Origin of the sequence: Microbacterium sufflavum (assembly GCF_023091155.1) — a bacterium.
In the GTDB taxonomy this organism is placed as follows: Bacteria; Actinomycetota; Actinomycetes; order Actinomycetales; family Microbacteriaceae; genus Microbacterium; species Microbacterium sufflavum.
This window is the reverse complement of sequence record NZ_JAHWXK010000001.1, coordinates 2843254-2861086: the sequence shown is the minus strand read 5'-3', so window position 1 is coordinate 2861086 and position 17833 is coordinate 2843254. Positions and strand designations below refer to the sequence as shown.

17 protein-coding genes and 1 tRNA gene are annotated in these 17833 nt (G+C 70.6%); 13 read left to right on the top strand and 5 right to left on the bottom strand.

Annotated features, from left to right (window positions below):
• The first annotated feature begins 67 nt into the window (after window positions 1–67).
• Window positions 68–880: an alpha/beta fold hydrolase gene (locus KZC56_RS13830; RefSeq protein WP_247638787.1), complete on the top strand. Its 813-nt coding sequence runs from the start codon at window positions 68–70 to the stop codon at window positions 878–880.
• The gene (locus KZC56_RS13825; protein ID WP_240744594.1) at window positions 877–1533 is read left to right on the top strand and encodes an esterase/lipase family protein; all 657 of its coding nucleotides are present in this window, start codon (window positions 877–879) and stop codon (window positions 1531–1533) included. The genes KZC56_RS13830 and KZC56_RS13825 overlap by 4 nt, the downstream gene beginning before the upstream one ends.
• A gap of 4 nt (window positions 1534–1537) precedes the next feature.
• Here the strand turns inward: KZC56_RS13825 and KZC56_RS13820 are convergent, their stop codons facing one another.
• On the bottom strand, window positions 1538–2794 hold the full coding sequence (locus tag KZC56_RS13820) for an alpha/beta fold hydrolase (RefSeq protein ID WP_247638786.1): 1257 nt from the start codon (window positions 2792–2794) through the stop codon (window positions 1538–1540).
• A gap of 22 nt (window positions 2795–2816) precedes the next feature.
• Window positions 2817–2899 (bottom strand) — tRNA-Leu (locus KZC56_RS13815).
• Between the two features lie 92 nt (window positions 2900–2991).
• On the opposite strand from KZC56_RS13815, the gene KZC56_RS13810 reads away from it, so the two are divergent.
• Both KZC56_RS13810 and KZC56_RS13805 read left to right on the top strand, forming a co-directional pair.
• Entirely contained in the window at window positions 2992–3618 is a 627-nt protein-coding gene (locus tag KZC56_RS13810) for an ANTAR domain-containing response regulator (RefSeq protein WP_206253382.1), read from the top strand.
• 8 nt (window positions 3619–3626) lie between these two features.
• Entirely contained in the window at window positions 3627–4190 is a 564-nt protein-coding gene (locus tag KZC56_RS13805; RefSeq protein ID WP_136032404.1) for a GNAT family N-acetyltransferase, read from the top strand.
• Here the strand turns inward: KZC56_RS13805 and KZC56_RS13800 are convergent.
• On the bottom strand, window positions 4165–4593 hold the full coding sequence (locus KZC56_RS13800; protein ID WP_136037340.1) for a hotdog fold thioesterase: 429 nt from the start codon (window positions 4591–4593) through the stop codon (window positions 4165–4167). The two genes, KZC56_RS13805 and KZC56_RS13800, sit on opposite strands and share 26 nt — an antisense overlap.
• A gap of 45 nt (window positions 4594–4638) precedes the next feature.
• Between KZC56_RS13800 and polA the strand changes: the two genes are divergently transcribed.
• Genes polA through KZC56_RS13765 form a run of 7 tightly spaced genes read left to right on the top strand, consistent with a single transcriptional unit; the run spans window position 4639 to window position 13870 of the window.
• The gene (polA, locus tag KZC56_RS13795; RefSeq protein ID WP_205828278.1) at window positions 4639–7272 is read left to right on the top strand and encodes a DNA polymerase I; all 2634 of its coding nucleotides are present in this window, start codon (window positions 4639–4641) and stop codon (window positions 7270–7272) included.
• A gap of 37 nt (window positions 7273–7309) precedes the next feature.
• Window positions 7310–8986, top strand: coding sequence for a DUF885 domain-containing protein (locus KZC56_RS13790; protein ID WP_247638785.1), 1677 nt, complete (start codon window positions 7310–7312; stop codon window positions 8984–8986).
• A 59-nt stretch (window positions 8987–9045) separates the two neighbouring features.
• Window positions 9046–10080, top strand: coding sequence for an LLM class flavin-dependent oxidoreductase (locus tag KZC56_RS13785; RefSeq protein ID WP_241115011.1), 1035 nt, complete (start codon window positions 9046–9048; stop codon window positions 10078–10080).
• A 50-nt stretch (window positions 10081–10130) separates the two neighbouring features.
• The gene (locus tag KZC56_RS13780; RefSeq protein WP_136037342.1) at window positions 10131–11483 is read left to right on the top strand and encodes an MFS transporter; all 1353 of its coding nucleotides are present in this window, start codon (window positions 10131–10133) and stop codon (window positions 11481–11483) included.
• 43 nt (window positions 11484–11526) lie between these two features.
• Complete coding sequence (locus KZC56_RS13775; protein ID WP_136037408.1) at window positions 11527–12273, top strand: SGNH/GDSL hydrolase family protein; 747 nt, start codon at window positions 11527–11529, stop codon at window positions 12271–12273.
• Window positions 12270–13016: a formylglycine-generating enzyme family protein gene (locus tag KZC56_RS13770; protein ID WP_247638784.1), complete on the top strand. Its 747-nt coding sequence runs from the start codon at window positions 12270–12272 to the stop codon at window positions 13014–13016. The genes KZC56_RS13775 and KZC56_RS13770 overlap by 4 nt, the downstream gene beginning before the upstream one ends.
• 41 nt (window positions 13017–13057) lie before the next feature.
• Window positions 13058–13870, top strand: a complete 813-nt coding sequence (locus tag KZC56_RS13765; protein ID WP_136045223.1) for an arginase family protein — start codon at window positions 13058–13060, stop codon at window positions 13868–13870.
• An 18-nt stretch (window positions 13871–13888) separates the two neighbouring features.
• Here KZC56_RS13765 and KZC56_RS13760 read toward each other — a convergent pair whose 3' ends face one another.
• On the bottom strand, window positions 13889–15067 hold the full coding sequence (locus KZC56_RS13760) for a DUF4232 domain-containing protein (RefSeq protein WP_247638783.1): 1179 nt from the start codon (window positions 15065–15067) through the stop codon (window positions 13889–13891).
• 4 nt (window positions 15068–15071) lie between these two features.
• Window positions 15072–16409: an MFS transporter gene (locus KZC56_RS13755; protein WP_247638782.1), complete on the bottom strand. Its 1338-nt coding sequence runs from the start codon at window positions 16407–16409 to the stop codon at window positions 15072–15074.
• 73 nt (window positions 16410–16482) lie between these two features.
• Between KZC56_RS13755 and KZC56_RS13750 the strand changes: the two genes are divergently transcribed.
• Together KZC56_RS13750 and KZC56_RS13745 are read left to right on the top strand one after the other, a co-directional pair.
• Entirely contained in the window at window positions 16483–16851 is a 369-nt protein-coding gene (locus KZC56_RS13750; RefSeq protein WP_136037347.1) for a VOC family protein, read from the top strand.
• Between the two features lie 30 nt (window positions 16852–16881).
• Window positions 16882–17310: a pyridoxamine 5'-phosphate oxidase family protein gene (locus KZC56_RS13745; protein ID WP_247638781.1), complete on the top strand. Its 429-nt coding sequence runs from the start codon at window positions 16882–16884 to the stop codon at window positions 17308–17310.
• Window positions 17311–17833: the final 523 nt, after the last annotated feature.

Here is a 17833-nt window from a genome sequence, read left to right as displayed (position 1 = left end):
CTTCCGTATGTCCCGGGCCCGCGTCAACCCTCTGCGACCGCGCGGGCGGGGCGGATAGCGTGGGCGCATGGTCGTTCGTACGCGCCTCGTGCTCACGTCGGGGTTGATGTTCCGCCTTCGGGAGACTCCGCGACCGGCGGGATCCGTCGTCCCCACGATGGTGCTGGTGCACGGCATCGGCATGTCGCACCGCTACCTGTCCCGCCTGCACGAGGCGCTCGCGGAGCACACCCGTGTGGTGTCGATGGATCTTCCGGGCTTCGGCGGACTGCCCAAGCCCTCCGTCGACGTCGGGGTGGAGCGGATGGGCAGTGCACTGGCCGAGGTGATCGGAACGCTCGGCGATGACCGCGTGGTGCTCGTCGGACACTCGATGGGCGCGCAATGGACCGTGGAGGCTGCTCTGCACCGCCCGGAGTACGTGCGCGCCGTGGTCGCGATCGGCCCGGTCGTGGACGAGCGGTGGCGCACGATTCCGGCACAGGCGCGTGCCCTCGCGATCGACACCGTGGGGGAGACGCCCGCGATCAACACGATCGTCTTCACCGACTACCTCCGCTGCGGCGTGCGGTGGTATCTGCGGCAGGCGCGCCACATGATCGGCTATCGGCTTCAGGAGCGGGTGGCGGAGCTGACCGTGCCGCTGCTGGTGATCCGCGGGGGAGCGGATCCGATCGCGGGTCGCGCGTGGTGCCGCCGGCTGCGGGACAGCGCCCGCGTCTCGCGTCTCGTCGAGATTCCCGGTCACCACCACGTGGCCCAGCAGTCCGCGCCCCGCGCCGTCGCGTCGGCGATCCTGACGCACACGGCCGGTGCCTGGCCGCACGCTGCGACGTCGGGAAGCATAGGCGAGAAGCGGAGCGCGCCATCGACGTCGTGAGGAGGCTGGGCTGGTGGGCCGCCGACTACGCGTATGCGGGGTTCTGGCAGGTCCGCTCCTTCTTCGGACGAGATGACGCGAGGGCGTTCACCGACGGAGATGGCGTGCCGATCGTGGTGCTCGCCGGGGTGTACGAGACGTGGCGGTTCCTGGAGCCGCTCATCGTCGCGCTGCACCAGCGGGGTCATCCGGTCCACGTGGTGGATGCGCTGCGGCGCAACCGGTTCCCGGTCGCGGACGAGGCGGAGCAGATCGCGGAGCATCTGCGTGCGCGCGACCTCACCGGGGTGATCCTCGTCGCGCACAGCAAGGGAGGTCTGGCGGGCAAGCTCGCCATGACCGGACCGGAGGGGCACCGCATCCGGGCGATGCTGGCGGTCGCGACGCCGTTCGGAGGTTCCCGGTACGCCCGGCGCATGCCGGGGCGGGTGCTGCGCGCCTTCTCTCCGGACGACCCGTCCATCCTGGCGCTCGCGCGCGAGGTCGAGGTCAACGCCCGGATCGTGTCGGTCTATGCGGAGTTCGACCCGCACATCCCCGAGGGCAGCGCGTTGCCGGGGGCGAAGAACGTCGTGCTCGACACCGGCGGCCATTTCCGCATCCTCGCCCATCCCCGGGTGCTCGCCGAACTCGCGGCACTGGCGGAATCCTGAGCGCTCACCCGCAGGTATCGCGGGGCTCCCGTGGCGAGTCCAGCGTCGGGAGCCACAGGAGGAGCTCGGGCAGGGTCGCGTACGCCGCATAGCCGTGGTCGACCGCCGGGAACCGGTGGTAGGCGACATCCGTCCCCGCCGCGCAGAGGCGGGCGACGTACCCGTCGGTCGCGGCGGGACGCACGAGCTCGTCCGCCTCACCCTGGCCGACGAGCACGGGGACCGTGATGGGCTGGCCGCCCGCGCTGTTCTCGGCGAGCATCGTCCGCCAGGGCTCGGTCGTGGCGGGATCGGCGGTGACGTAGGAGCCGACCAGGGGCTCGGCGATCGCGTGGATCTCCTCGGTGTGGGTCAGCAGGCAGAGCGCGGCCATGTCGGGAGTCGCAGCCGCGCCCTCCGGGGTCAGGATCGACAGGATGGCCTCCTCGCCGAACCGTTCGGCGTAGGCATCCCGGTAGGCGGCGATGGCGAACGAGGCGATGGTGATCCCGGAAACGTCGACGATGTCGTCGGTCATCAGGGCGTTGAGATCGGCCGCCGGCGCCGCCACCGCCACCCCGCGCACCGAGAGCTCGGGCGCGTACGTCTCGGCTCGCTCGGCGGCGAAGAGCGCCGCCTGACCGCCCTGGGAGTGCCCCCACAGCACGACGCGAGCGCTCGTCCCCGCCCCGTCGAGGCGGCCGGCCGCACGCACGATGTCCAGCACGCTGTGCGCCTCCGGGACGCCCAGCAGATAGGACGACGCGCCCTCCACACCGAGGCCCGGATAGTCGGTGGCCACGACGGCGTATCCCTCGGCGAGCAGCTCGTGCATCCCGGCGATGAGCTCGAACGGATCGAGCGCGAGCGACGGGGCGCACGCCGTCGCCGCTCCCGTGGTCGGGTGCGCCCAGGAGACGACCGTGCGTCCGTTCTCCGGCGCCGGCCCCTCGGGCACGACGACCAGGCCGGACACGGCGATGTCCGAACCGGCCAGGTCGCGGGAGTGGTACAGCACGCGCCACGCTCTCGTGCCGACGGGAGCACTGTCGATCTCCTCGGAGCGGATGAGCGAGCCCGGGGCTCCGGAGGGCAGCGGGGTCGGGGCGGTGACGAAGGCCGGATCGCTCGCGCGCTCCGCCTCCTCCGCGCTCGTGCGCCTGAACACCTCGGCGGCGATCAGGAGCAGGATGACGAGCGCGACCGCCAGGACGACGAGAGTGGCCCGCGCGGTGCGATGCGACCTCCGGGCATGCGCTGCCGGTGCGTCCCCGCTGTGCATAGAGCATGTATAGCGCACCGTGTGCCGGCGGTGGGACTCGAACCCACACGCCCTTTCGGACAAAGCATTTTGAGTGCTCCGCGTCTGCCATTCCGCCACGCCGGCCCGTGTGTCGCGTCTTCGACTGTAGCGCAGGGCGAGCCGATCACCCGGCGCCGATGAGCGCTTCGGCCGAGCGCCGCGCCCTCTCCAGTAGGATGGAGTCCGTGACCGAGCAAGAACAGGCTGAGCAGCCCACGGCATCCGCACCCCGACGCGTCGTCGTCGCCGAAGACGAGTCGCTGATCCGTCTCGACATCGTCGAGATCCTTCGCGACAACGGCTTCGATGTCGTCGGCGAAGCCGGTGACGGGGAGACGGCCGTCGCCCTCGCGACCGAGTTGCGCCCCGACCTGGTCATCATGGACGTCAAGATGCCCCAGCTCGACGGCATCAGTGCGGCCGAGAAGCTGCACAAGGGCAACATCGCCCCGGTCGTGCTGCTGACGGCCTTCAGCCAGAAGGAGCTCGTGGAGCGGGCGAGCGAGGCGGGCGCCCTGGCGTACGTCGTCAAGCCGTTCACCCCGAACGACCTGCTGCCGGCCATCGAGATCGCGCTCGCGCGTCACGAGCAGATCATCACGCTCGAGGCCGAGGTCGCCGACATGGTCGAGCGCTTCGAGACCCGCAAGCTGGTCGACCGTGCCAAGGGACTGCTGAACGAGAAGATGGGCCTGAGCGAGCCCGAGGCGTTCCGCTGGATCCAGAAGGCCTCGATGGATCGCCGCCTCACGATGCAGGACGTCGCGAAGGCCATCATCGAGCAGCTCGCCCCGAAGAAGTAGCCGGTCCGGTGCTCCGCCTCGACGCCGAGCACCTGCTGCGGCCCGTGCGAGCGGGCGACGGCCCCGGCATCGCCGCGGCCTATCGCGCGAATCGTGCACACCTGGCTCCGTGGGAGCCCGAGCGCGACGCCGCCTTCTTCACCGACGAGTGGCAGGAGCGGCACGTCGCGCAGTGCCTGGCGGAAGCCGAGGCGGGACGGAGCCTGCGGTTCGTCGTGGTCGGGGATGATGGCTCGATCCGCGGCCGCGTCAACCTGAACTCGATCGTCCGCGGCGCGTTCTGGAGCGCGGACCTCGGCTACTGGATCGACGCCTCACGGCTGCGGCGCGGGCTGGCCGGGCGTGCGGTGACCCTCGTCGCGGAGCACGCGAGGACGGAGCTCCACCTGCATCGGCTGCAGGCTGCCACGCTGCTCCACAACCTGGCTTCGCAGCGCGTGCTGGCGGGATGCGGTTTCGAGCGCATCGGCCTGGCGCCGAAGTACCTGCGCATCGCGGGGGAGTGGCAGGATCACCTGCTGTTCCAGCTGCTGCTGGAGGAGCCTCTCAGCGCCCCGAGGGAACGTCCTTGATCATGTTGGTGATGCGGATCGTCGAGCAGCGTCGGCCCTGATCATCCGTGACGACGATCTCGTGCACCGTGATGCTGCGTCCGAGGTGCACCGGCGTGCATACCCCGGTGACGGTCCCGGAGGTCGCGGAGCGGGTGTGGGTCGCGTTGATGTCGACGCCGACCGCGAGGCGCCCCTCTCCGGCGTGGAGGTTCGCCGCCATCGAGCCGAGGGACTCGCCGAGCACGACATACGCGCCGCCGTGCATCAGGCCGACGGGCTGGGTGTTGCCGGCGACCGGCATGGTCGCGACGCACCGGTCGACGCCGAACTCCACGAACTCCATGCCCATCTTCTCGGCCAGTGCGCCCATGCCGCGGGCGGCCGCCCACTCGAGCCCTTCGCTGGTCGCGACCTCGCCCATGCATCCTCCTCTGCGGGTGTCCGTGCTCCTCGTTAGGCTGACAGGGTGACGGACTCCGCAAAGCCTACCCTCATGGTCGTCGACGGCCATTCGCTCGCCTACCGCGCCTTCTTCGCCCTCCCGGTCGACAACTTCACGACCAAGGACAACCAGCACACGAACGCCATCTACGGCTTCCTGTCGATGCTGGTGAACCTCATCAAGGCCGAGCAGCCGACGCATCTCGCCATCGCCTTCGACACGTCACGGCACTCGTTCCGCACCGACGAGTACCCCGAGTACAAGGCCACCCGCTCGGAGACCCCCTCCGAGTTCAAGGGCCAGATCCCGCTGCTGCAGGACTGTCTCGCGGCCATGTCCATCCCCGTCCTGACGCAGGAGGGCATCGAGGCCGACGACATCCTCGCCACGCTGTCGACCCAGGGCGCCGCGCAGGGCTACGACGTGCTCGTGGTGTCGGGCGACCGCGACACCATCCAGCTGGTCACCGACGACATCACCCTGCTGTACCCGTCCGTGCAGGGCGTGTCCCAGCTCAAGCGCTACGACCCCACGACCGTGCAGGAGCGCTACGGCGTCCGCCCGGAACAGTACCCCGACATCGCGGCGCTCGTGGGCGAGACCAGTGACAACCTGCCCGGCGTCCCGAAGGTGGGGGAGAAGACCGCGGTCAAGTGGCTCACCCAGTTCGGCTCTCTCGACGAGCTGCTCGATCGCGCCGACGAGATCAAGGGCGTCGTGGGCGGCAACCTGCGCGACCACATCGACGACGTGCGTCGCAACCGCAAGCTGAACCGCCTCCTGACCGACGTCGAGCTGCCGGTGGCCCCGGGAGACCTCGCGGTCACGCCCATCGACGCCCAGGCCGTGCGCGACATCTTCGCCCGCCTGGAGTTCCGCACCCTGCTGCCGCGGGTGTTCGAGGCGGTGGGCGCGGGCGAGGTGGCCGACGACCCGGCGGCCGTGGTCGAGATGCCCGTTCCCGCGCAGGTGAGCGGCGCCGAGCTCGCCTCGTGGGCTGCCGCGCAGGAGAGCGATGTGGCACTGCGCGTGACGATCGCGGCGGGGGCTCCCGTGCGCCTGGGGGCCGCCACCGAGACGGAGCTGCGCGAGCTCGACTGGTCCGACGACGCGGCCGCGGCTCTTCGCGACTGGCTCGAGTCCTCTGCCCCGAAGGTGCTGCACGACGCGAAGCCGCAGGTGAAGGCGCTGCGGCGCCACGGCATCCGGCTCGGCGGACTGGCGTACGACACGAGTCTCGCGGGCTGGCTCCTACGCCCGAGCTTCCCCGACAAGACGCTGTCCGACCTGGTGCAGCGTTACCTCGGAGAGAAGCTGCCCGAGGCCGACCCCTCGCAGCTGGTTCCCGAGACCGAAGGGGCGACACCGTCGCAGGAGGCCTGGTTCGTCCTGCGCGTGGCCGAGGCGCTGCGCGGCGACCTGCCGGAGCCGGTCGCCGCCGTGCTCACCGACATCGAGCTGCCGACCCTGCTCACCCTCGCCGACATGGAGCTCGCGGGGGTCGCCGTCTCACACGAGGTGCTGTCCACGTTCTCGAGCGAGCTGGCGGCACGAGCGGATGTGCTCGCGCAGGAGGCGTTCTCGGTGGTCGGGCGCGAGTTCAACCTCGGCTCGCCCAAGCAGCTGCAGGAGGTGCTGTTCGAAGACCTGCAGCTGCCGAAGACGCGTAAGACCAAGACGGGCTATTCGACCGACGCCGCGGTGCTGGCCGATCTGCAGGAATCCCACCCGCACCCGTTCCTGAGCCTGCTGCTGCAGCACCGCGAGGCGACCAAGCTGCGGCAGATCATCGAGTCGCTGGACGGGGCGATCGGACCGGACCATCGGGTGCACACCACGTACGTGCAGACGGGGAGCCAGACCGGCCGGCTGTCGAGCACCGACCCCAATCTGCAGAACATCCCGGTGCGCACCGAGGAGTCACGTCGGATCCGCAGTGCGTTCGAGGTGGGCGAGGGGTACGAGACGCTGCTGACCGCGGACTACTCGCAGATCGAGATGCGCATCATGGCGCACCTGTCGGGCGACGAGGGGCTCATCGAGGCGTTCAACAGCGGCGAAGACCTGCACCGGTTCGTGGGTGCGCGGGTGTTCGGCGTCGAGCCGGGCGATGTCACCCCGGCGATGCGCACCAAGGTCAAGGCCATGTCGTACGGTCTGGTCTACGGGCTGTCGGCGTTCGGTCTGTCGAAGCAGCTGCGCATCGAGCAGGCCGAGGCCAAGCAGCTCATGATCGAGTACTTCGCCCGCTTCGGCGCGGTGCGCGACTACCTGCGCGCGTCGGTCATGAAGGCGAAGGAAGACGGCTACACCGAGACGATCTTCGGTCGGCGCCGCCCGTTCCCCGACCTCGCGAGCCCGAACCGGGTGCTGCGCGAGAACGCCGAGCGTGCCGCGCTCAACGCCCCGATCCAGGGCAGTGCGGCGGACATCATGAAGATCGCGCTGTTCCACATCCACGACGACCTGCAGGCCGCGGAGCTCTCGTCCCGGGTGCTCCTCCAGATCCACGACGAGCTCGTGGTGGAGGTCGCGTCGGGGGAGTGGGATCGGGTCGAGCAGATCGTCCGCACCCGCATGGGCGATGCCGCGCAGCTCTCCGTCCCTCTCGACGTGCAGGTCGGGCGCGGTCGCGACTGGAACGAGGCCGCGCACTGACCTCACTGGCGAGGGGTCGGGGATTAGGCTGGAAACCATGACTTCCGCACCCCGCACCCCCTCCGCCATCGACAAGGTCGCCGATGACTGGGTCGACACCATCGCCGTGCTCGCCCCGACCCTGGGCACCTACATCGGTCGCTCGGAGGTCAACGATCGATTCGGCGACCTGAGCCCGGAAGGCCACGAAGAGGTCGCCGCGGCGACCAGGGCGACGCTCGACAAGCTGTCCGCGCTCGAGCCCGTCGACGCGATCGACGAAGTCACGAAGACCGACCTGAGCGCCGAGCTGCGCCTGGACCTCGAACTGCACGACGCGAAGTGGCATCTGCGCGACCTCAACGTGATCGCCTCCGCGGCGCAGGACGTCCGCGCCGTGTTCGACCTGATGCCGACGTCGACGGTCGACGACTGGGAGGTCATCTCGACCCGTCTCGCGGCGGTCCCTGGTGCCCTGCGCGGGTACGTCGAGACGCTGCGCACGGGGATCGCCGAGGGGGTCACGCCCGCACGGCGCCAGGTCGCGGAGGTCGCGACGCAGATCGACCGCTACATCGCCGACGACGGGTTCTTCGCGGCCTTCGTCGCGCACGCCGACCCCGACGAGGGGCAGCTGCCCGCGTCGCTCGCGCGCACGCTCGCCGACAACTCCGCCGCCGCGCGCGTGGCCTACGGCGAACTGCGCCGCTTCCTCGCCGAGGAGCTCGCCCCCGAGGCGGGGGAGCAGGATGCGGTCGGACGCGAGCTCTATGCCCTCAACTCGCGTCGGTTCCTCGGGGCGACGATCGACCTCGACGAGACGTACGAGTGGGGCCGCGAGGAACTCGCTCGGATGGTCGCCGAGCAGACGGCGATCGCGAACGAGATCCTCCCGGGAGCATCGGTCGAGGAGGCCGTCGCTCACCTCGAGGGCGATCCCGCACGCAAGCTCGTGGGCACGGAGGCACTGCAGGCGTGGATGCAGGAGACCAGCGACCGCGCGGTCGCGGAGCTCGGCGCCTCGCACTTCGACATCCCCGAAGCGATCCGCACGCTCGAGTGCATGATCGCCCCGACGCAGGAGGGCGGGATCTACTACACCGCTCCCACGGACGACTTCTCCCGCCCCGGTCGCATGTGGTGGTCGGTTCCCGAGGGCGTGACCGAGTTCGACACCTGGCGTGAGCTCACGACGGTGTACCACGAGGGAGTTCCCGGTCACCACCTGCAGATCGCCCAGGCCGTGTACAACCGCGCCGAGCTGAACTCCTGGCGCCGGCTGCTGGCGGGAACGTCCGGTCATGCGGAGGGTTGGGCGCTGTACGCCGAGCGTCTGATGGAGCAGCTCGGGTATCTGGACGACCCCGCCGACCGCCTCGGCATGCTCGACGGACAGCGCATGCGCGCCGCTCGGGTGGTGCTCGACATCGGAGTGCACCTCGGCAAGCCCCGCCTCGACGGCGAAGGTGTCTGGGACGCGGATTATGCACTCGACTTCCTGCGCCGCAACGTGAACATGTCGGACCAGTTCGTGCAGTTCGAGGTGAACCGCTACCTCGGTTGGCCGGGGCAGGCGCCGTCCTACAAGGTCGGTCAGCGCATCTGGGAGCAGGTGCGGGATGCGGTCGAGCAGGCGGAGTGCGACGCGTTCTCCTTCAAGGACTTCCATAAGCGCGCACTCGACCTGGGCGGCGTCGGTCTCGACACGCTGCGCAGCGCTCTGCTTCCGCGCTGAGACCACGGGAATGCCCCTTCGGCGTCCGCTGTTCATTCAGCTGAATAGAGAGGCATGACATGGACATCGAATTCGGGCTGGACACCTTCGGGGACATCACGCGGGATCAGGACGGCGAGCTGCTCACGGCGGCGCAGACGATCCGCAACGTCGTCGCTCAGGCGGAACTGGCCGATGCGGTCGGCGTCGACTTCTTCGGCGTGGGGGAGCACCACCGTCGCGAGTTCGCGGTGTCGTCTCCGGAGATGGTGCTCGCGGCGATCGCGGGCCGGACGAAGAGCATCCGTCTCGGCACCGCCGTGACCGTGCTGTCCTCCGATGATCCCGTCCGGGTGTTCGAGAGGTTCGCCACGCTCGACGCGCTGTCCGACGGTCGCGCCGAGGTCGTGCTCGGTCGCGGCTCCTTCATCGAGTCGTTCCCGCTCTTCGGCTACGACCTGCGCGACTACGACACGCTGTTCGAGGAGAAGCTCGACCTGTTCGTGCACCTCCTGGAGGAGAAGCCGGTGACCTGGTCGGGCACCATGCGGGCATCGCTGGAGAACGCCGACGTCTTCCCGAAGACCGAGAAGGGTCTGCGGACGTGGGTCGGCGTCGGCGGCAGTCCGGAGTCGGTCGTGCGCGTGGCACGCCATGGTCTGGGATTGATGCTCGCGATCATCGGCGGACCGGCCGCGCGGTTCCGGCCCTTCGTCGACCTGTACCACCGCTCCGTCGCCTCGTTCGGCACGACGTCGCACCCCGTCGCGGTGCACTCGCCGGGACACATCGCCGACACGGACGCCGAGGCCTGGGACGCCGCGTACTCGGGCTTCGAGGCGATGAACAACACCATCGGACGCGAGCGTGGATGGCCGCCGTACAGCCGTGCGCGCTTCCAGAACGACGTGGGGCCGGAGGGCGCGCTCTATGCCGGTTCGCCTGATCGCGTGGCGACGAAGATCGCCGACACGGTGACGACGCTCGGCCTCGGCCGCTTCGACCTCAAGTACGCCACCGGCACCCTGTCGCACGAGGCGATGATGCGCAGCATCGAGCTGTACGGCACCGAGGTGATTCCGCGCGTGCGGCGCTTGCTGGCCGACCGCGACTGACGACGGCGGGCGGGCGGGCACCGCGCCCGCCCGCCTCTACGATGAGTGGCATGGCCAACACCGCCCTGCCGAGCCGCACCTCGCTCGCCCAGCGCCTCGATGTCCTCCCGTTCACGCGCCGGCACCTGCGAGTGCTCTCCGGCTCCGGGGTGGGGTGGGCGCTGGACGCGATGGACGTCGGTCTCATCTCGTTCATCATCGCGGCTCTCACGCAGCAGTGGGACCTGTCGAAGGGCGAAGCGGGGCTCATCGCATCGATCGGCTTCGTCGGCATGGCTGTGGGGGCGACGCTCGGGGGACTGCTCGCCGACCGGTTCGGCCGTCGTCAGGTGTTCGCCCTGACGCTCCTCGTGTACGGCGTCGCCACCGGAGCGAGCGCCCTCGTCGGGGGAGTGGCGGCCCTGCTGGTGCTGCGCTTCTTCGTCGGCCTCGGACTGGGCGCCGAGCTTCCCGTGGCCTCGACGTACGTCAGCGAGTTCGCCCCGGCACGCATCAGGGGACGCCTGATCGTGATCCTCGAAGCGTTCTGGGCCGTGGGCTGGACCGCCTCCGCGCTGATCGGCTTCCTCGTGATCCCGGCGTCGGAGTCCGGGTGGCGCTGGGCGTTCGCGGTGGGTGCGATCCCCGCCGTCTACGCGCTCATCGTGCGGTGGGGCCTTCCGGAGTCGCCGCGCTGGCTCGCCTCGCGCGGCAGGATCGCGGAGGCCGACCGGATCGTGTCCGCCTTCGAGGCCGAGGCGGGGATGACGGCGGCCCCCGCGATCCGCAAGGAGCCGGCCTCGCGGGCGATCGCCGCCACGGCCGGGGCGAGGCTCGCGACGCTGTGGAACCGGGAGTTCCGCGTGCGCACGCTCTGTCTGTGGCTGGTGTGGCTGTCCGTGAACTTCGCGTACTACGGAGCGTTCATCTGGATTCCGAGCATCCTCGTCGACGCGGGTTTCGACCTCGTGCGGTCGTTCGGCTTCACGCTCATCATCACGCTCGCGCAACTGCCGGGGTACGCGGTGGCCGCGTGGCTGATCGAGGTGTGGGGGCGCCGCGTCACGCTGTCGGTGTTCCTCCTCGGCTCGGCCGTCTCCGCCGTGCTCTTCGGCACCGCGAGCACCGAGGCCGCGATCATCGCGACCGGTATGGCGCTGTCGTTCTTCAACCTCGGCGCCTGGGGGGCACTGTACGCGGTGACACCGGAGATCTATCCGACCTCGCTGCGGGGGACGGGCGCCGGATGGGCCGCGGGCATCGGCCGCATCGCCTCGGTCGTGGCACCGATCGCGGCCCCGGTGCTGCTCCTCGCGGGTGGTGCGCCGGTGCTCTTCGTCGTCTTCGCCGCCTGTTTCCTCCTCGCGGCGGGGGCGTCGTGGGGGCTCGTGGATCGACGCGGTGCAGCCCTCGACGACCGCTGACGCCGCTGTCCGGGCACGGCAATAGGCTGGGTCCGTGACCGATGTGCGATTCGTGGCGATAGGCGACTCCTTCACGGAGGGCGTGGGGGATGTGCTGCCCGACGGGCGCGAGCGCGGATGGGCGGACATCGCGGCACAGGGGTGGGCCGACGCCGCCGGTCACCCGATCCAGTACGCCAACCTCGCGATCCGCGGCAAGCTCGCCTGGCCGATCGTGGAGCAGCAGCTCGAGCCCGCGCTGGCGCTGCGCCCCACCCATCTGTCGTTCAACGGGGGCGGCAACGACATGCTCCGTCCGCGGGCCGATCCCGAGCACATCGCCGACGCGTTCAGCCGCGTGCTCCGGCGCTGCGACGAGGAGGGCGTCACCATGATCCTGCTCTCCGGAGCGAACCCGAGCGGCCAACTGCCCATGGGGTCGCTCGTGCAACGCCGGGGCGACCTGCTGTCGGAGGCCGTGCTGCGCCGCATCGAGGATCGCCCTGATGTGATCCGCGCCCTGAACTGGCCGGACCGCGAGCTCTCGAAGCCGCCGTACTGGTCGGAGGACCGCCTGCACATGAACGCCGCCGGACATCACCGGGTGGCTGCGCGGGTGCTCCACGCACTGGGTTTCGAACCCCCGGAGGCCTGGTGGGCGCCACTCGACCGCCCGGGTCTCGGCCCGTCGGGTCTCGCGTACTATCGCGAGTTCGTGGGTCCCTGGGTGCGTCGCCGGGTCACCCGCACCTCCTCGGGTGACGGGCGCACGGCGAAGTACCCGACCTGGATCGAGTGCACGCCCGCGTGAGCGACATCGAGCTGACGCGCCTTCCCGCCGGAGAGGTCACACTGCACGATGCACGGACGCGTTCGACGCGGCAGGTAACCCTGGAGCCGTTCCTGCTCGGCGTCTTCCCGGTGACGGAGGAGCAACTGGCCGACGTGCTGGGCGTCGCCGTGCGACATCCCCGCCGCCCGGCCGCCGACGTGAGCTGGCTGCGAGCCGTGCACTTCTGCAATGCGGCGTCGGAGTGGGAGGGCTTCGACCCCGTGTACCGCTTCGACGGCGAGGACGTGACCTGGGACACGACGGCGGACGGGTACCGGTTGCCGACCGAGGCGGAGTGGGAGTTCGCGTGCCGTGCCGGCTCCGCGGGCCCGCACTATGCACCACTCGCCGATGCGGCGTGGACAGCGGCTGATCACGTCTCCGCGCCGCAGGACGTCGGCGGGAAGCTGCCCAACCTCCACGGGCTGTTCGACACGCTCGGCAACGTGTGGGAGTGGTGCTGGGACCTGCTCGACCCTGCGCGGTACGACGACTATCGCGTCTTCCGCGGGGGCGGGTTCGCCGACGAGGTGTGGAGCGTGCGTGCGTCCGTCCGCCGCGGGGGAGCGCCCCGGATGCACCATGACGACGTGGGCTTCCGCGTCGCTCGCGGCGGCTTCGACCACGAGGGAGAGGCCCAGGGGTGGTCGGCCGCCGGCGACCGCGCGCGCGCCTCCGTCGACGGGCCGCTGCCGGGCGGCTGGACGCCCCGCCGCCGCTGAGTCGTCGCGGCCGTGCCGGGCGAGGATGGGAGACTGGGGGGATGTCCTCCCCGTTCTCGCTCATCCTGTCCCAGGGCCGTGTGGCCGACCGCACCGACGGGGCCCTGGTGGGCGCCCGGCTCGTGGCCGACGCCCTGTCCGCGCTCCTCGGCACTGACGCGCAGGTGGTGGGCACTCCCGACGCTTCCCGCCAGGACGACTGGAGCGAGGCGCTGCCTGCCGCGGCGACGACGCTCACGGGCCTGCGTCACGCCGTCGACACAGCGATCTCCTCGGGCGCGACCCCGCTGCTCGTGACGAACACCTGCGCCGCGAGCCTCGGCACCCTCCCGGCCGTCGCGGAGCATCACCCCGATGCGGTCGTGCTGTGGATCGACGCGCACGGCGACTTCAACACACCGGACACGACCGGATCGGGCTACCTCGGCGGCATGGTGCTCGCGGCCGCCTGCGGGCTCTGGGACAGCGGTCACGGTGCCGGGGTGGATCCGCGCCAGGTGGTCGTGGTGGGCGGGCGCGACATCGACCCCGCGGAGGCCGAGCTGCTGGCGGCCAACGGCGTCACGGTGCTCAGCCCGGGGGAGAGCACCCCGGAGCGACTCCGGGAGCTCGTCGCCGGACGACCCGTGTGGATCCACGTGGACTGGGACGTGCTCGAGCCCGGGTACATCCCCGCCGCGTACCGCGTGGGCGACGGGCTGCTCCCGCACCAGATCGCCGCGCTGTTCGCCTCGCTCCCGGCTGAGAGTGTCCGCGGTGTCGAGCTGGCGGAGTTCGAAGCGGGCGACGCCGAGGTCCCGGAGCGCGTCAGCGTGGAGCTCGTCCTCGAGACCGTCCAGCACCTGCTGCGCTGAAGACAGGGAGCGTACCGGCTACGGGGCTGCCCCGGCGGACGTGTCGAGCTTCCACGCCGTGACCTCGACGGTGGATCCCGCGACGATGTCGAGCTCGACCGGCCACGAACCGCGCTCCAGCCCCGGAAGGCGAGCTGCGTAGAGCTGCCGTGCCACGAGCGCCCCCGCGGTCGCGTTGGCGTCCCAGCCGAGCACCGCGGTCGCCTGTCCCTGCGGGGGAACGGTGATCGTGGCGCTCCCGTCGTCCGTGGCGAGGAACGACGATCCCGGAACCACCTCGACGTCGAGCGCGTGTCCGTTCTGGTCGGCGAAGGCGATGTCCGGATAGCCCTCGATCACGCACGGCTGCTCGCTCACGTTGACCAGGTGGATCGCCTGGGCCCGGTGTCCTGTGGCTCCGTCCGCTGCACCGAGGAGCAGCGTGGCGCGGTCGCCGGTGCAGGCGTCGGTCTGGAGGGTCGGTGCACCGACGCCCGGAGCGGTCTCGGCGACGGGATCGCCGACGGCGGTCGGATCGATGAGCGCGCCGGTGTCGTCCGTCGTCGCCTGTTGTGCGGCGTTCTCACGGATGATGTCCTGCTGTCGCGCGTCGTCGGCGAGCCCGCCGCCGACGACGAACAGCGCGACGCTGACGAGCGCACTGATCAGCGCGGTGCGCGCTCGAACCGGCGGAGCCGCCTGCCCGTCACGACGGCCGAGGAGGACGGCCGGGATCCAGCCGCTCATCACCGCCCAGTACGTCGTCACGGGAGCGCTTTCCACCACGGCCACGGTGAGTCCGCGCAGGCCGAAGTCCTGCAGGTACGAGATCGCCCGGATCGCGTCCAGCCCGAGCCCGAGCACGGCCCCCGCGATGACGGCGGCGAACCACAGAGCCCAGATGCCGCGGCCGGATGGAGCGACGCGGTCGGACACGAACCAGGTGACCGATGCCAGCACCGCCGCCACGAGCACGAGCAGGACAGGCGTCCATGCCGCCGGGAGGCCCCAGGTGTTGGCCTGGACGGGACCGACGCCGAAGAAGCTGAGGAGTCGGGTGACCACGATGTCGGAGCCCCAGAGCCTCGCGGCACCTCCGGCGAGCAGCCACAGCGCGGCGAGGATCAGACCGGCCGTGACGCCACGGGGGAGGCGAGCGATCCGCCGCCGGTCCGACTCGTCGAGACGGGAAGGAGCCGAGGGGGGAGCGGAGGCCATGCGCTCATCCTAGGGGCGAGCGCCGGCGTCGCTCGGGATCCAGGCCCATGCGGATGCGTGTGCGCTTGCGTTCGATCAGGATGAAGGTCACACCCAGCGCCCAGAGGGGGAGGGGCGCGAGGAACGCCAGCCGGAATGCGTCGAGGGAGTAGGTCTCGGGCGTGCCTGCGCCCTGCACGTCGAGGAGCAGCCCGATCAGGAAGATCGCGAGGAGTGCGGCGATGAAGCCCCCCGCGTTGGTGACGCCGGTGGCGGTGCTCAGCCGGTGGCTCGGGTTGTGGGTGCGGGCGTGATCGAACGCGATCATCGATGCCGGGCCCCCGGTGGCCAGGGCGACGGCGAGCACGGTGAGCAGCCACGCCGGAGCCGGCCCGGGGAGGGCGATCACCGCGATCCATGCCGCCGCCTGCACCCCGACAGCCGGGAGCACGAGGGCGAGGGAACGGTGGTTCGGAAGGCGCCGCGACAGATCGCCGATCACCGGCCCCAGGACCATTCCGGCGACCACGTAGATCGAGATGATCCCAGCGGCAGCCGCGGGCCGAAGCCCTTCGCCGACGGTGAGGAACGGCATGCCCCAGAGGAGGACGAAGGCCGTGCCGGCGAACGGGGTGGTGAAGTGGGACCAGAACGCGAGGCGGGTTCCCGGGTGCGCCCACGCCGCCCGGATTCCGACGCCGGTGTCGATGGCGGACGTGACGACGCGGACGACGCCGGTGTCCGTGTTCACCGTCACGTCCGCGCCCCGCTCCGGCGGATGGTTGCGGATGACGAACCAGACCAGCACCGTGAATAGCAGTCCGAGCCCGGCGATGCTGCCGAACGTGATGCTCCAGCTGGTCGCGTGCAACAGTGCAGCGACGGGTACCAGGGCGATGAGCTGCCCCGCCTGACCGATGATCCCGGTGAACTGCACCATGAGCGGTCCGCGTTGCGCGGGGAACCAGGTCGCCACGAGGCGCAGCACGGCGGGGAATACCGCGGCGTCGCCCGCGCCCAGGAGCACACGCGCGACGATGGCGATGCCGACGCTGGGGGACAGCGCCATGGTGAGCTGCCCGGCCGCCATGAGCAGCATCCCGATCGTGATGATGGGCCGCGACCCGTAGCGGTCGAGGAGCACGCCGATCGGGATCTGCATCCCGCCATAGACCGCCAGCTGGACGACGGCGAACAGCGCGAGGGTGGATGCGTCGGCCTGGAAGCGATCCGCCGCCTCGACACCCACGGCCCCCAGCGAGGTGCGGTTGGTGATCGCGAGCACGTAGGCGGCGACACCGACCGACCAGATGGTCCACGCGCGCCACCCCGGAGAGGCGGATGCGGGGGAGAGGGGCGGCACCGTTCCACGCTACTCCTGCCCGCCGACGCGCCGGACGAGCGCGATGTCGGTGCCCGCCGGTAGCGTGCGCCGCATGACAGGAACCTCGCAGCACCACACCATCGACTATGTCGAGCTCGTCGTCACCGACCTCGCCGCAGCGAAGCAGTTCTATGCGTCGGCGTTCGGGTGGGAGTTCGTCGACTACGGCCCCACGTACGCCGGGATCGCTTCGGGCAGGGGAGACGGCAGCGAGGTCGGGGGACTGCTCCTCGCCGAGGAGCCGCGCCCCGTCGGAGGCCCCCTCGTGCTGCTCTACTCCGACGACCTCGATGCCACGCGCGACGCGATCGAACCCGCCGGCGGGCGCATCCTGCAGGAGCCGTACGACTTCCCGGGCGGACGACGGCTGCACTTCGCGGACCCGTCGGGCAACGAGCTGGGAGTCTGGTCGGCCGCGTGAGTCCGGGGCGACGGCGTTAGTCTCGTGAGCATGGCCATCGATCCCCACGACAGAGTTTCGGTGGTCATGTTCATCCGTGAGCACGGGCGCGGCGTCGCGGCGACCGTGTCAGCGGGCGGCGAGCCGGAGGCCGCGCTCGTTGGAATGGTGGCTCTCGACGATGGGACGATCCTGTTCACGAGCCGCTCCGAGTCGCGCAAGGTCGCGAACCTCGTGGTCAATGGTGCAGTGGCGCTCGTGGTGGGCACAGAGGGGTCGGTGACCCTGCAGCTCGAGGGGAGCGCCGAGGTGGCTTCGGCCGCGCGGGCGAAGGAGCTGGAGCCGGTGTTCTTGCGGCACGCTCCGGGATCGCGCGTGACCGATCCTGGATTCGCGCTCGTCATCGTGCGACCGCGGTGGGTTCGTTCCTACGACGTCTCCGATGCCGTACCCGTGATCGTCGAAGCCCTCTGGAGCTGAGCGGCCGCGTCAAGACCGCGCGAATCCCTACCGGTCGACCGACGGTACTGCGCGACGCACCGCTTGGGCGCTCGTGCAGCGGTGGCGGGTAAGGGCGGCAGGGAGAGGCGGCAGGGTCGACGACCCCACCCGCTTCTCGTCTGACCTGACATAATGTGCATTATCGGTTAATGCACGAGGGGCACCGCGGCCGAGCGACGTCGCCCACACGCTGTCATGATCGAACCCAGGAACGCTGCACACGAACGCCCGATCGAGTTGTGTTGCCTGCTCTGGGCGCGTCCCGGGCTGGCCGTGGAACTGAGCCGCTATGAAGACGTGGTGCTGGCGTTCCTTCCAGACCACGGCGGCGTTCTCCTGCAGCGTGCGATCTCCACATCCGGTGACGACGCGCCCCACGAGGTCCAGTTGTATCGATTCCCGAACGGTGCGGCGCTGGACGCCTCTCTCGCCGATCCGCGTCGACGTGAACGCTCCGCCGAACGGGACCGCGTCGTCGCACGCACGACGCGGTCCCGTGGCG